Source organism: Bacillus sp. KICET-3 (assembly GCF_033261025.1).
Taxonomy (GTDB): domain Bacteria; phylum Bacillota; class Bacilli; order Bacillales; family Bacillaceae; genus Bacillus; species Bacillus sonorensis.
Genome location: NZ_CP137345.1, coordinates 272,237 through 285,212, shown reverse-complemented (window position 1 = coordinate 285,212; position 12,976 = coordinate 272,237). Strand labels below are relative to the sequence as shown.

The window sequence follows — 12,976 nt, the reverse complement described above, 5'->3', positions numbered from 1 at the left end:
TTTTTTCTTCTTGGTTTTTAAGAAAGAAAACAGCAACATCATACAAGAAATCCCCTAAAAACATGCTAAACTAAAAAAATCATCAAACCCACAGGAGGTCCGCCATGCGAAACGAAACCCGCACGCTTTTTCTCGATCCCGATCTGCAAGTTGAAGCCTACCGCTTTAAAGGCATCATGCAGAAGTTCCCGAATCACTTCCACGACTATTATGTGGTCGGTTTTATCGAAAAGGGGCAGCGCTGTTTGCTTTGCAAGGGACAGGAATACATCATCAATCCCGGTGACCTCGTGCTTTTTAATCCGCATGACACCCACAGCTGCGAGCAGATTGACGGGAAAGCGCTCGACTACCGCTGTATCAATATTACGCCTGATGTAATGATGAAAGCCGTTAAGGAACTGACGGGCGCGGAAAACCTGCCATACTTCACGCAAAACGTCTTGTACCGCCATGAACTGACCTCCAGCTTGAAGGAACTGCACATCTATATTTTGCAGAAAGAAAACACGCTGAAGAAAGAGGAATTGTTTCTCTATCTGCTTGAAGAGCTGATCCGGACATATTCTGATGTCGCGTTTTTGGAAAATGCGCCTGAGCCGTCCGATGAAGTCAAAGCGGTCTGCGATTATTTAGAAGCGTATTACACGGAAAATATTACGCTGGACGATCTCAGCCGGCTGACGGGCTGGAGCAAATACCATTTGCTGCGGTCGTTTACGAAGCAAAAAGGGATTTCCCCTTACAGCTACTTGGAAACCGTTCGCATCAACCATGCGAAAAAGCTGCTGGAACAAGGGGTTAAACCGATTGAAACCGCGTTTCAGACCGGCTTCAGCGATCAGAGCCACTTGACCAAATTTTTTAAGCGTCAGGTCGGACTGACACCGAGGCAATATATGAAGATTTTTGAATGTGACAGACAGGAGATAAAAGAATGAATACTCGACGTGAAACCACCGGACATCTTGCGGCTGTTTTAACCATTCTTATTTGGGGCACGACTTTTGTTTCGACAAAGGTGCTGCTTGAGGATTTTTCACCAATGGAGATTTTGTTTTATCGTTTTCTGCTCGGTTTTTTCGTGCTGATCATCGTCCATCCGCACGTTCTAAAAGTGAAAAGCTGGCGGGAGGAAGCGCTTTTTGCCGGAGCGGGGCTGTGTGGCGTAACGCTGTATTTTTTGCTGGAAAACATCGCGCTCACCCTTACCTATGCCTCAAACGTCGGCATGATTGTAGCGGTCGTTCCGATGATCACCGCGGTTCTGGCCCACTTTCTACTGACCGGCGAGAGGCTCAAACCGCATTTTTTTATGGGATTTGCCGCCGCTTTTACCGGCCTCGCACTCATTTTTTTCAATGGAAACGCGGTGCTTAAACTGAATCCGCTCGGTGATATACTTGCGTGTGCCGCGGCCCTTGTCTGGGCGATATACTCGATCTTCATGAAAAAAATCAGCGCATTTCGCTATCACACGATTCAATGTACACAGCGGGTGTTCTTTTACGGACTGATCTTCATGATCCCGCACCTTTTCCTGTTTGACTTCCGCTTCACGCTCAGCCCATTCGCTTCCCACGTCAACCTGTTGAACATGCTATTCCTCGGGGCTGGCGCATCAGCGCTTTGCTTTGTAACGTGGAACTGGTCGGTCGGTGTGCTGGGAGCCGTGAAAACGAGCGCATACATATACATGGTGCCCGTGATTACGATTGCTGCATCCATTCTCATTTTGCATGAAAACATGACATGGATGGCGCTCATTGGAGGAGTCCTGACATTGACAGGCCTTTATATTTCAGAAATAAAGCCAAAACCGCGGCTGAAGGAGGAACAAATCTCAGGAATGAAACAAAATGCGCACTTGTGATCGATGAAAGCCTGCTGCTCGGACTGATCGCCAATACAGCGGCGATCCTGGGGGCAGCCCTCGGCAAAAACAGCCCTAGCCTCCTCGGCGGAAATGTAACAGACGGCTCCGGAATCGAACACTTGGGATCGTCAAAGTCCCCATTCCCATATTAAAAGGGAATGCCGAGCACCTCCATGAATAAAAACGCAGGCTTTTGACCGATGATTTCGACGATTTACTGTCAGTTGATTTCACCGATGTCGCTCAAGAGCATTCACACATATGAAGCCTATACTGAGAAATTCCAAAACACTGCTGCTTCCGATTACCGCTATTTTGGAATTGGCATATGCGGGGATAAGAAGAAGGTCATCCGATTGACCGGGAGTTTGGGGCTGTTGAGATAAACAAAAAACGGGCATTGACTTTGCTGAGTGAGTCAATGTCCGTTTTTTGTCATACGTTTGCCACCTAATAGTGAAAGCACAAATAAAGAAAAGAGGGACCTTCTATGGATCAAATGGTATTAAAAACTCAGGAATGGCTAAACAAAACCTATAGCGGGAAACACGGCTTCAACAAGGTGAAAGAGAACGGAAAACCAAGCTGGGAAACGATTTACGGTTTAACGAGAGCATTGCAGATCGAACTCGGTATCGCAGAGCCTGCTGATAATTTCGGGCCGGCGACAGAGAGTAAGTTTGTTCCGCTAAAAAAGCAGAAGAAAACTGAAAAACCGACAAACCTAAATTACATTCTGCAAGGCGCTTTTTGGGTTAAAGGAAAGGGATTTAATCCCGGCGGATTAACAGGTAACTTTTTTGAAAGTACAGAGGATGCCGTGAAAAGATTTCAGAGGGCCGCAGGTCTAGCCAAACAAGATGGTGTTGTCACCGCACAGATCATGAAGGCACTGCTCAACATGAGTGCTTTTACATTGGTACGAAACGGTGATACGAAAATTCGTCAAATTCAGCAAAATTTAAATCGGGATTACAATGCTTATTTCGGATTAATGCCTTGTGACGGCGTTTATTCCCGAGAGACAAACAAGGCGCTGATTTATGCTTTGCAAAAGGAAGAAGGCATGAGTACAAGTGTGGCAAACGGCTTTTTTGGACCAGGTACAACAAGCAAATGTCCGACACTTAAACCCGGTGATTCCAGAACCAAATTCGTGCTGATTCTTCAATACGCATTATATTGCAATGGCTATTCTTCGGGTGAATTTGACGGCGTTTATGATGCGGAAGTCGAATCTGCCGTCTCCCGCTTTCAAAGCTTCATGTGTTTGCCTGTAACGGGTATTGCCAATATGGCAACGATCAAGGCATTATTGTCAAGCTCCGGCGATACTTCACGTGCCGCGGCGGCCTGTGACACTGCCACGATCCTAACAGCCGCTACAGCAAAAACTTTACGGAGCAACGGATATAAAGTGGTCGGCAGATATTTGACAGGCAATGTGCGGACAAGCAGCGGCCTTAAATCAAAGGCGATGACTCCGGCTGAACTTTCAATCATTTTTAATGAAGGTTTGAGAGTGTTCCCGATTTATCAGGACGGCGGCTACGAATCCTCGTATTTCGTACCAAACCAAGGAACAACAGATGCGTATGCCGCTGTCAACGCAGCGCAGGGATTAGGCTTCCCATCTGGCACAACCATTTATTTTGCCGTTGATTTCGACGCGTATGATTATGAAGTAACAGACAAAATCATCCCTTATTTTAATGAAATCAGAGCAGCGTTTGACAAAATGGAAAGCATACCGAATTCGCCAAAATATAAGATCGGCGTATACGGGCCTAGAAACATCTGTATCAGAACAGCCGACGCCGGATTGACGGAGTACAGCTTCGTTGCCGACATGTCGACCGGCTTCAGCGGCAACCTCGGCTACACGATGCCAAAAAACTGGGCCTTTGATCAATTCTACGAACATTCAATCGGCACGGGCAGCGGAGCCATCGGCATTGATAAAGACGCTTATTCAGGCAGGGACAAAGGAACAGCAAGCGTCACCCCGTCGTCAGATCCGGTGTATGACGCACGAGTCAGAACGTTGAGAAATATTTTAGCAAACATCCCGGCACTGAGCAGTATTTCTGAACTATTTACAACAATGTTTATTTTTGATAAAACAGAGACAGTTTACGAGTCTCTATACTTGGATATTACGTTGTCTACTTCACTAATATTTAAAAAGCCAAGTGAAACATCACCGGGTACATTACAAGTTAAAAACGGAAAGGTCGGAGCGTCGATTACAGAAGTATTAGGGAACTCAAAAACATCATTGAGTTCTTCACAAATTCATTCGTATGATGAGCTTTTAAAGAATATCGGCTTGTCGGTGCGTAACGGATATATCATGGTAAACGTTTCACCTTCTGTTGAATCTTTAGATCTTTCATTAACGATATTCAGCAATGAAATTCCGGTAGTCGATGATACAAAAACTGAAATGTCAGCTACAATTACCTTTAAAATTAAGAAATTATATGTCTCACCCAGCAAACCAGTTGTAGCTCCTGAAGAAGCGTTACCAATCGATTGGGGAACAATTGGGGTTGCAGTTGGAGGAATTATAGCAGCTGCTGTTGGTGTAGCAGCTGTCGTAATAGTGGGAACTGCAGCACCGGAAATCGCTATTGGCACGGCAGTGTCTGCTGTGTTATTTGCGATATTTGGTTCACAAACAGCTGATTAATTTGTTTATTTAATGAAAGCTGCATAAATACATAATATAATGTATTTATGCAGCTTTTCCAAATCTTTGATATAAGTATCGTGGAGGTATTAACATTGTACACAGACAAACAAGTATTCATTGAAACGCAAAAAACAGCCAAAACTCTTAAAACTTACCGCGATAAGAGCGACGAAGAGTTATTAGCCTTTCTCGCTAAACAAGATTCACTAACCTTAAATCAGCTGAAAGTCTATTACTCAGATCCTTCATTTGCGCTTCATTATTTCATCAGTGCAGCATTTTTCAGTATCATATTGGCTTCGTTCATAACTGCAATTCTTTCTGGTCAAGCAGATTCGATATTCCCTTTCGTTTCCGGCATCTCCATTATAATATTGGCTGTCATATTTGTGGGGTGTATCTTCTGGGTGCTTAAACAGCTTGTCACCTTGAAAAAAAAGCCGATTCAATTCATTACACACTTTTCCAAGAAAGCAGAGTTTGCACGTATCGTAAAAATGATTGATTATGTTTTACAACAAAAATACAAAAAGGCATTGAAAAATATACCGCACCAATAAAATCTCATGTTTTTTTGAATAGGAGTGACAATCCAATGAGAAACGAAAAACAATTATTTCAAAAAACTGAACATACAGCCAAACTCCTTGAGTCTCACAAAAGTGACGAAGAGCGGCTTACATACCTTGCAAATCAAGATTCTGTTACATTAAATCAGCTAAAAATCTATTTTTCAAATCCCAGTTTTACATTAACATATTTTATTAAAGGCATTTTTTTCAGCAGTATTACTGCTGTAATTATGGCTGCCTTTTTATCTGGTCAAGTCTCCTCTTTCACCCATGATCTTTCAAGGCTATTTTCATTCTTCTTCATATTCTATCTGATCTTCTCTTTTCTTTGGATCGCCAAGATGCTGCTCTCCTCGCGAAAAGGACCAATGCAAACAATCCTGCACTTCCAAAAAAGAGCGGAATATTCCAGAATCACGGGTATGATTGATTTTATTTTAGATGAACGTTTTAAAAAAGAATTTGATTAAAAAGCAGAGGAACATCACCTCTGCTTTGGTTCGTCTATCAATCAAACAAAAAAGAAGGACAAAAGACATGCAAACAGACCAACAATTATTCGAAGAAACAAAACAAACGGCTGAAGCTATATTGTTTTCGAAAGCTGAAAACGATGAAGAGTGATGGCATACCTCGAAAAACAAGATTTATCCACGCTAAAAATCAGCCACGTGATAAAAGCTTCTCTTTACAGCTCCATCACCGCCTGCATTATAACTGCTATATTTTCTGGGCAAGTCGTTTCCATTTCATATGACATCGGGCATACTTTTTCCCATTATTTTAACGATATTACTTTTAGCCAGCTCCATCTGGGTGTTCGTTACAATCACTAAATCGCAAAGAAACAAAGACCAAAACTTTTTACACTTTAGAAAAAAATCCAGCCATACAAAAACATTTTAAAAGAAGGCATCCTCCGATGCCTTCCCTCGTCATATCACTCACCACTAGACATATTCTGTCGTCTCTCCTGCTCGGCGATGATTTCGTTGTCTTCGGCATTATCCCGTGTCACTTTCTGCGTCAGAATCGCGCCCACCGCCACTAAAATCATCACAGCGATATAATAGCCTTTTTCATTGAGCTGCAGGTTGTCGGCATTGTAAAGGCCGATACAAAATAAAAATACGCCTGCAAAGAATGTGAAATATGCCATGACCGTAAAAGCCGTTGTGTTTCTCCGTCTATACTTCTGCATCTTAATACCTCCTAAAAAACTAAAACTATTATACTTGATTTATCCACCCAAAAGAAGAATGATATTCCTTTTTACACACAATTTAGTAAATATGTCACAGCATAATCACATAGACCTATTCAACATGAAAAAGCCGGGGTTTTTCCCCCGGCTTTCTGATGGATTAATGCTTTTCTATTCCTAAAACAGCTTCAGCGATATTGACGGCATGGTCTCCGATTCTTTCGAGGTTGCTGGTGATGTCGACGAACACAACGCCGGCTTGTCCGGTGCATAACCCCTCATTCAAGCGAAGAATATGCTTTTTGCGCAGCTTGCGCTCCATTTTGTCAATTTGATTCTCTTTCTCGATCACGCGTCTTGCTGCTTCTTCATTCTTTTCTCCCAAGGCGTCAATGGATTCCTTGACGGTCGAAATCGTCAAATCAAGCATTTCCATTAAATCGGCCATCGCCTCTTCTGAAAGCTTGACCCTGTTTGATTGCTGATACTCGCCAAGCTCCACCAGGTTTTCAAAGTGATCGCCGATCCTTTCGATATCCCTGACGGTGTCCATGAACATATGATGCTCTTCAGATTCCTGCTCAGAAAGCGTCGTACCTGACAGCTCAATCAAATAATCCGTAATCTTGCGGTCAAGATTGTTAATGGCATCTTCAATCTGAAAAGCGCTTTGCGCATGCTTCGGCTGTTTTGTGCTGTAAAATTGTTTTGTCTCCTCAAGTCCTTTTACCGCAAACTCTCCCATGCGCAAAATTTCTTCTTTCGCCTGGCCGAGGGCGATTGAAGGAGACTGCTGGATGAAGAGCGGATCAAGATGTGTCGCTTTATAGTCCAATACCGAATCCTTGCCCGGAATCAGCTTTGTGACAATTAAAGCCAGCAGCCCGACAAACGGAAGCTGAATCAGCGTATTTGTCGTGTTGAAAATGCCGTGGGCAAACGCAATCACCATCTTAGGATCAAGCCCAAGCGAAGATTGAAGCATTAAAATGAATGACGTGAACGGCTTAAGCAAAATTAAGAAAATCGCCGTCCCGATAATATTAAATAATACGTGTACAGCCGCCGCCCGTTTTGCGGCGACAGATGCGCCGAGAGACGCCAATACAGCGGTGATCGTCGTGCCGATATTATCGCCAAACAATACTGGCAGCGCCCCATTTAAATCGATTAATGAATCGGCAAACAATCCTTGCAGAATACCGATGGTTGCACTTGAACTTTGGACGAGAACCGTGAAAAGAGTACCGACAAGCACGCCAAGAATAGGATTTGTGCTCATGCTGACGGTTAAATCATGAAAGGCTTCAACCGTCCTGAGGGGCTTCATCCCGCTGCTCATCAATTCCAAACCGTAGAAGAGCGCACCGAAACCAAACAGCACTTGTCCGAGATTCTGCAATTTTTTGTTTTTAAAGAAAAACAGCATAAATGCTCCGATGGCGATAATCGGCAAAGCATATGCACCAACGTCAAAACCGATGATAAACGCGGTAATCGTCGTTCCGATATTCGCGCCCATGATCACTCCGATCGCCTGACGAAGAGTCATAAATCCGGCGCTGACGAGACCCACGGTAATTACGGTCGTTCCTGAACTGCTTTGAATTAAAGCTGTCACGATAATCCCCGCCAAAACACCCATCAGAGGGTTGCTTGTAAACCGATCCAAAATATCTCTCAGTTTATCTCCGGCGGATTTCTGAAGACCGTCTCCCATGAACTTAATCCCAAGCAAGAAAATACCGAGTCCACCGATAAATTCAAACAGCAATTGCTGTACATCTATTTCCAAGGTTTTGCCCTCCTATATCGACAAAAATCTACAAACACCTTACGATTATGATGGAGGATAAAGCTTATGTAAACGATTCAAATTGAACATTTACAATAACTTAACATTGGCGGCTTCGGATTTACAATTCCTTAACATTACCGATTAAATTGATCATTTGTTCTTGCTTTTTGTCAGGGAAGAAGCTGATTTTGGCCTATCAATCCCCTTGGCTGTGAATAAGATTCTGAAAGGTGCGTCAATCTTCCATGCGCTTGAAAACAGACCGAACTTTTTCAAGATTGATCCGTATAAAAAAGGAAGGAGGGAGCAAGATGTCATATTCATCAGGCGAAAATGCAAAAATTAAGAAGACAACAAGCGAAAAGGTCTGGAACACGCTGGGCTATCTATTTTACTTCGGGTCGATTATCTTTTTAGTCTCGATGTGGAGCAAGCTTCCCGAAAAAGTGCCCGTCCATTCTAATGTACTCGGTGAAACAGACCGCTGGGGATCAAAATGGGAACTCATCATCCTGCCCGGTATTGGAATACTCATCATCTTATTCATGTCGCTGTTGGAAAAGCATCCTGAAATATACAATTATCCTAAACGGTTCAATGAGGCAAACGCTGAACGCTTTTATTTACATAGCCGAAAACTGGTCAATCAGCTTAAAAACCTCTGTCTCATTATATTCGCTCTTATTTTATTCGAATCTGTATCGATTGCTCTTGGCTGGGGAAACGGTTTTGGCAAATGGTTTCTGCCGATTGCGGTATGTGCCGCGGGCTTTCTTGTTGTGTCCAGCCTGATCAAACAAAAAAAGATACATTAGTTTGAAATAGGCCCGTTTAGACAGGGCCTTTGAGGCTTCGGCTATATGTTCTGTGCTTTTATTTTACATATCGGCTTTCCTTCAATATTTATGTTGTCCCCTGTTTTCAGCCCGTTTGGCAAATCCGCCGCCCGGGGTTCGTTCAAAGTTGATTTCCACCTGTATCGCCGTTTCCCGACATCTCGAAGACAATGCCCGATATGTAAACACCGGGTATTCTGGCGTGGAAACGGACCTTCTTGTCAATTTCACCATGATAGAGTAAGATGTACTTGTTTATAAACAGTCGACCGAATACCGTCGACTATTTGACAATTTGAAAAACAGGTATTCATGGAGGAGTCGTATGTCTATTATTTTCGTTATGTTTTTGCTTGGCCTTTTGCTCGGCTTTGTCGGCGCGGGCGGGGCCGGGTTTGTCATCGCACTGTTAACCATGCTGTTTCACATTCCGATTCATACAGCTTTGGGGACATCGCTGGCCGGAATGGCCTTTACCAGTTTATCAGGCACGTTCAGCCACTTTCGGGAAGGCAATATCAAACTGAAAATCGGCTTAACTGTCGGCTGTTTCGCGGCGGCGGGGTCCTTTTTCGGAGCCAAGCTGACCTCCCTGATCCCTGCAAGCTCATTGCATTACATGACCGCGGGTATGTTATTTTTATCAGCCATTTTGATTTTAATCAGGTTATTCTTTTTAAAAGAAAATGCAAAGGATCAAGACATGAACCTGCGCTTTTGGATAAAAGCCAGTGTATTGGGAATCGTGGCCGGCATTCTGTCCGGAACGTTCGGAATCGGCTCCGCCCCTTTCATTCAAATTGGTTTGATGATGTTTTTGAACTTATCGATCCGCCATTCAGTCGGGACGACCATGCTCGTCATTATCCCCCTCTCATTGGGCGGCGGGATCGGCTATATTTCAGAAGGATTTGTCGATTATCTTCTATTAATCAAAATCCTGATCGGCACGATGTGCGGAGCTTATGTCGGGGCGAAATTCACCAATATCCTGCCGAAAGTCGTATTGAAAGCGGGGTTATTTTTAACTCCTGCTGTTTCCGGCTTTATTCTTTTGTTTTAAATGAACGTAAGGCGCCCGGCATGTTGGCCGGGCATTTTTAGCGGGTATGGCCGCTCCTGTGTTAAAATAAACGATATGAGAATGAATACGAGGATGAGAAAGCGTGATTGAAAAACCAAAACCGTTTTATGAACAATCCTACCATGCGATAAAGCGAATGATTTTTGAAGGAACATTAAAGCCTGGAGAACGAATCGCTGAAGCAAAATTAGCCAAGGAGCTCGGCGTCAGTAAAAGTCCTTTAAGAGAAGCCATTCGAGTTTTGGAAAAAGAAGGGCTTGTCGTCATTGACTCAAGAGTGAAAGTCTACAAACCGACAATAAAAGATGTTGAAGAAATCTATTTTTGCCGGATGGCGCTTGAATCATTTGCTGCGGGATTGACGGCAAGAATTGCAACGGCGGAGGAACTGAAAACGATCGAAGACGTTTTGCGGAAAACAGAAGAAGCCATCCTTCAATCAAAGGATCAAAGCACCATCATAGAATTAAATGATACATTTCACGACTTAATTATCCAATATACACAAAACAGTCTATTGCGGAAACAGCTCAATGATTTGGAAGGGTTAATCTATTATTTCCGTATTTTGAATTTTGAAGGAGAAAAACGGGCTGAAGCCATTTTGGAGCAGCATCGGGAAATCTTTCACCATATGAAACAAAGAGATGACGAGCAGGCATCAAAAGCGATGGTGAACCACCTTCAGCTTGATCTCGATCACTTAGTCGGAGTGTTGTCTCATCGATGTGAAGATAACTCATAACAAGGGCGGCCTTTCTTACGGCCGCCCCCCATTTTTAATAGAAAGAAACAAATTCATTCACCGGCTTGCGATATCCTCTCAAGCGGCGGCTGCTTTCTTTTTCTTTGCCGATTGTCATCATGAGGACGATTTCATGTGTATCCGGAATCTTCAGCAGATCGCGAACTTGATCGCTGTCAAATCCTATCATCGGGCATGTGTCCCATCCCCGGTTCTTGGCGGCGAGCATAAACATCATCGCGGAAAGAGAAGCATTGCGAATCGCCTCTTCCTTCATGAATTGTTCCCCGCGAGACTCATAAAAATGGGTATTGTTTTCGATCATTTCCTGCAGCTCAAAGTCCTTAATGATTCCCAAATCCCTCATGCCTTCGTTGATTTTTTCCGTTTGCCGGTAGGCGTAGCGGTCTCCCGTCACTAAAATCACGGCAGAAGCTGAATGCACTTTATATTGGCCGTATGCAGCTTCCCTTACCTTTTCTTTTAAATCCTTATCCAATACCACTTTATACTCTGCGTGCTGTAAATTGAACGCCGAAGGCGCAAGCTTGATATCTTCAAAGATAAGCTCCAAATCTTTCACCGTTATTTGAACATCTTCCAGAAAATTATTTGCGGAGTGACGCGTTTCAATAAGCTCGTTAAATTCCATTCTCAAAACTCCATTCATCTATACTTTTCCAATCGGTTTCCTTACTTATATGATCGGCGACAGGCTCCTTATTGTTTAGAGGCGCCCACTTCGCTCTTATGATACGATGATGGAAGATGAGGTGAACTCCGAACATGGACATAACAATTAGGAAAATGACATGCGAAGATCTAGGCCGGCTGCCCGAAATCGATGACAGTTTTATCGTAGACTCGATTCTTCTTCTAACGCTTGAGGGAAATAGAATCCGCTATTCTGTGAAGCCGATCCAAAGCTGCGAAAAAAGCTACACGGATGAGTCAGAGCCCGCCGATTACTCCGCATATCTCGACAACCCCGATCAAGCCGTTTATTTAGCGTTTTTCGACAATCAGCCCGCAGGACAAGTCGCGGTCAGGCGCTATTGGAATGAATATGCCTATATTGAGGACATCAAGGTCGATCCAAAGTTTAGACGGCATGGAATCGGGCGGAAATTAATTGAACAAGTCAAACGCTGGGCGCAGGAAAAGGGCCTTGCTGGGATCACGCTGGAAACGCAAAACAACAATGTGAAGGCGTGCCGATTTTATGAAAGCTGCGGATTTGAAATCGGCGGATTTGATCTATTCTTGTATAAAGGCATTGATCAGCACAAAGATGAAATTGCACTTTACTGGTATTTAACGTTTTGAGTCTAAAAAGGAGTGATGAACACTTATTGTCCATCACTCTCATGCTATGTGTGAAAGGAGGAAGAAAAAGATGAAAAAGAATGCAGGGACAGAAGAAGCGATAAAAAGATGGGATCGATTTGCCGATGCATATGCCGCAAACCATACCGAGCAAGGAGACATTCATAAAGAAGTGTTCTTAAACCCCGCTATATTTTCTCTCATTGATTCGGTAAAGAATAAAAAAGTCTTAGATGCAGGTTGCGGCGAAGGGTATTTAAGCAGAATGCTGGCCAAGTCCGGGGCATCTGTGACAGCAGTCGATTATTTGCCAAGAATGATAGAAATCGCCATGGACAGAACCCCACACGACTTATCCATTCATTATAGACAGGGCAATTGTGAGGACTTGCATTTTTTAGAAGATAACAGCTTTGAATTGATCGTGTCCAACATGGTGATTCAAGACCTCGCCGATTATGAACAAGCCTTTCAAGAAATGCATCGCTTACTCGCGGCTGGGGGCTGTTTTATTTTTTCGATTTTACACCCTTGTTTTGTGACTCCTGAAAGCGGCTGGGAGAAAACACACGACGGCAAAAAGCTGCATTGGAATGTAGATCAGTATTTTTATGAAGGGGTGTACGAACAAAAGCTTGGCGATCAGGAAAACATGCTGTTCTTCCATCGAACATTGACAAGCTACATTAATACGATCAACAAAACAGGCTTCCATATAGAAAGCGTCTTGGAACCAAAGCCCTCAAAAGAAATGCTAAAAAAATACCCTTCATTTGAAGAGGATCTGAGATGCCCTGATTTTATTGTTTTTAAATTAAGAAACCTAACAAACTTTTAAAG

The 12,976-nt window shown here is 43.4% G+C and carries 13 protein-coding genes and 1 pseudogene; 11 read left to right on the top strand and 3 right to left on the bottom strand.

What is annotated here, in order from left to right:
• Window positions 1–104: 104 nt before the first annotated feature.
• The 6 genes and pseudogenes from R5H20_RS01595 (at window position 105) to R5H20_RS01570 (ending at window position 5,613) form a co-directional block, all read left to right on the top strand.
• Complete coding sequence (locus R5H20_RS01595) at window positions 105–941, top strand: AraC family ligand binding domain-containing protein (protein WP_006640035.1); 837 nt, start codon at window positions 105–107, stop codon at window positions 939–941.
• Window positions 938–1,873, top strand: coding sequence for a DMT family transporter (locus tag R5H20_RS01590; RefSeq protein WP_006640034.1), 936 nt, complete (start codon window positions 938–940; stop codon window positions 1,871–1,873). The genes R5H20_RS01595 and R5H20_RS01590 overlap by 4 nt, the downstream gene beginning before the upstream one ends.
• Window positions 1,870–2,262 (top strand): annotated as a pseudogene (locus R5H20_RS01585) (DUF2000 domain-containing protein). Before R5H20_RS01590 ends, R5H20_RS01585 begins: the two are co-directional and overlap by 4 nt.
• 104 nt (window positions 2,263–2,366) lie before the next feature.
• The gene (locus tag R5H20_RS01580; protein WP_006640032.1) at window positions 2,367–4,568 is read left to right on the top strand and encodes a glycoside hydrolase domain-containing protein; all 2,202 of its coding nucleotides are present in this window, start codon (window positions 2,367–2,369) and stop codon (window positions 4,566–4,568) included.
• A gap of 95 nt (window positions 4,569–4,663) precedes the next feature.
• On the top strand, window positions 4,664–5,131 hold the full coding sequence (locus tag R5H20_RS01575; protein WP_006640031.1) for a hypothetical protein: 468 nt from the start codon (window positions 4,664–4,666) through the stop codon (window positions 5,129–5,131).
• A gap of 35 nt (window positions 5,132–5,166) precedes the next feature.
• The gene (locus R5H20_RS01570) at window positions 5,167–5,613 is read left to right on the top strand and encodes a hypothetical protein (RefSeq protein ID WP_006640030.1); all 447 of its coding nucleotides are present in this window, start codon (window positions 5,167–5,169) and stop codon (window positions 5,611–5,613) included.
• 470 nt (window positions 5,614–6,083) lie between these two features.
• On the opposite strand, the gene R5H20_RS01565 is transcribed toward R5H20_RS01570, so the two are convergent.
• The gene (locus tag R5H20_RS01565) at window positions 6,084–6,344 is read right to left on the bottom strand and encodes a YiaA/YiaB family inner membrane protein (RefSeq protein WP_006640028.1); all 261 of its coding nucleotides are present in this window, start codon (window positions 6,342–6,344) and stop codon (window positions 6,084–6,086) included.
• Window positions 6,345–6,507: 163 nt separating this feature from the next.
• A complete protein-coding gene (locus R5H20_RS01560) occupies window positions 6,508–8,142 on the bottom strand; it encodes a Na/Pi cotransporter family protein (RefSeq protein WP_006640027.1) in 1,635 nt (544 codons plus the stop codon).
• Between the two features lie 314 nt (window positions 8,143–8,456).
• On the opposite strand from R5H20_RS01560, the gene R5H20_RS01555 reads away from it, so the two are divergent.
• From R5H20_RS01555 to R5H20_RS01545, 3 genes are all read left to right on the top strand, one after another.
• On the top strand, window positions 8,457–8,960 hold the full coding sequence (locus tag R5H20_RS01555; protein WP_006640026.1) for a DUF1648 domain-containing protein: 504 nt from the start codon (window positions 8,457–8,459) through the stop codon (window positions 8,958–8,960).
• A gap of 346 nt (window positions 8,961–9,306) precedes the next feature.
• Entirely contained in the window at window positions 9,307–10,044 is a 738-nt protein-coding gene (locus tag R5H20_RS01550) for a sulfite exporter TauE/SafE family protein (RefSeq protein WP_006640025.1), read from the top strand.
• 103 nt (window positions 10,045–10,147) lie between these two features.
• Window positions 10,148–10,810 (top strand): GntR family transcriptional regulator, encoded by a 663-nt coding sequence (locus tag R5H20_RS01545; RefSeq protein ID WP_006640024.1) that lies wholly within the window; start codon window positions 10,148–10,150, stop codon window positions 10,808–10,810.
• Between the two features lie 34 nt (window positions 10,811–10,844).
• Here R5H20_RS01545 and R5H20_RS01540 read toward each other — a convergent pair whose 3' ends face one another.
• On the bottom strand, window positions 10,845–11,462 hold the full coding sequence (locus tag R5H20_RS01540) for a nitroreductase family protein (protein ID WP_006640023.1): 618 nt from the start codon (window positions 11,460–11,462) through the stop codon (window positions 10,845–10,847).
• Window positions 11,463–11,596: 134 nt separating this feature from the next.
• Between R5H20_RS01540 and R5H20_RS01535 the strand changes: the two genes are divergently transcribed.
• Together R5H20_RS01535 and R5H20_RS01530 are read left to right on the top strand one after the other, a co-directional pair.
• Window positions 11,597–12,136 carry a GNAT family N-acetyltransferase gene (locus R5H20_RS01535; RefSeq protein WP_006640022.1) on the top strand — a complete coding sequence of 180 codons (540 nt, stop codon included), beginning with the start codon at window positions 11,597–11,599 and terminating at the stop codon, window positions 12,134–12,136.
• A gap of 70 nt (window positions 12,137–12,206) precedes the next feature.
• A complete protein-coding gene (locus R5H20_RS01530) occupies window positions 12,207–12,974 on the top strand; it encodes a class I SAM-dependent methyltransferase (RefSeq protein WP_155011495.1) in 768 nt (255 codons plus the stop codon).
• The last annotated feature ends 2 nt before the right edge of the window (window positions 12,975–12,976 follow it).

Excerpts from the sequence above, each read along its gene's own strand:
- R5H20_RS01595 (WP_006640035.1), top strand. The coding sequence starts at position 105 with ATGCGAAACGAAACCCGCACGCTTTTTCTCGATCCCGATCTGCAAGTT.
- R5H20_RS01590 (WP_006640034.1), top strand. The coding sequence starts at position 938 with ATGAATACTCGACGTGAAACCACCGGACATCTTGCGGCTGTTTTAACC.
- R5H20_RS01580 (WP_006640032.1), top strand. The coding sequence starts at position 2,367 with ATGGATCAAATGGTATTAAAAACTCAGGAATGGCTAAACAAAACCTAT.
- R5H20_RS01570 (WP_006640030.1), top strand. The coding sequence starts at position 5,167 with ATGAGAAACGAAAAACAATTATTTCAAAAAACTGAACATACAGCCAAA.
- R5H20_RS01565 (WP_006640028.1), bottom strand. The coding sequence starts at position 6,344 with ATGCAGAAGTATAGACGGAGAAACACAACGGCTTTTACGGTCATGGCA.
- R5H20_RS01555 (WP_006640026.1), top strand. The coding sequence starts at position 8,457 with ATGTCATATTCATCAGGCGAAAATGCAAAAATTAAGAAGACAACAAGC.
- R5H20_RS01550 (WP_006640025.1), top strand. The coding sequence starts at position 9,307 with ATGTCTATTATTTTCGTTATGTTTTTGCTTGGCCTTTTGCTCGGCTTT.
- R5H20_RS01540 (WP_006640023.1), bottom strand. The coding sequence starts at position 11,462 with ATGGAATTTAACGAGCTTATTGAAACGCGTCACTCCGCAAATAATTTT.
- R5H20_RS01535 (WP_006640022.1), top strand. The coding sequence starts at position 11,597 with ATGGACATAACAATTAGGAAAATGACATGCGAAGATCTAGGCCGGCTG.
- R5H20_RS01530 (WP_155011495.1), top strand. The coding sequence starts at position 12,207 with ATGAAAAAGAATGCAGGGACAGAAGAAGCGATAAAAAGATGGGATCGA.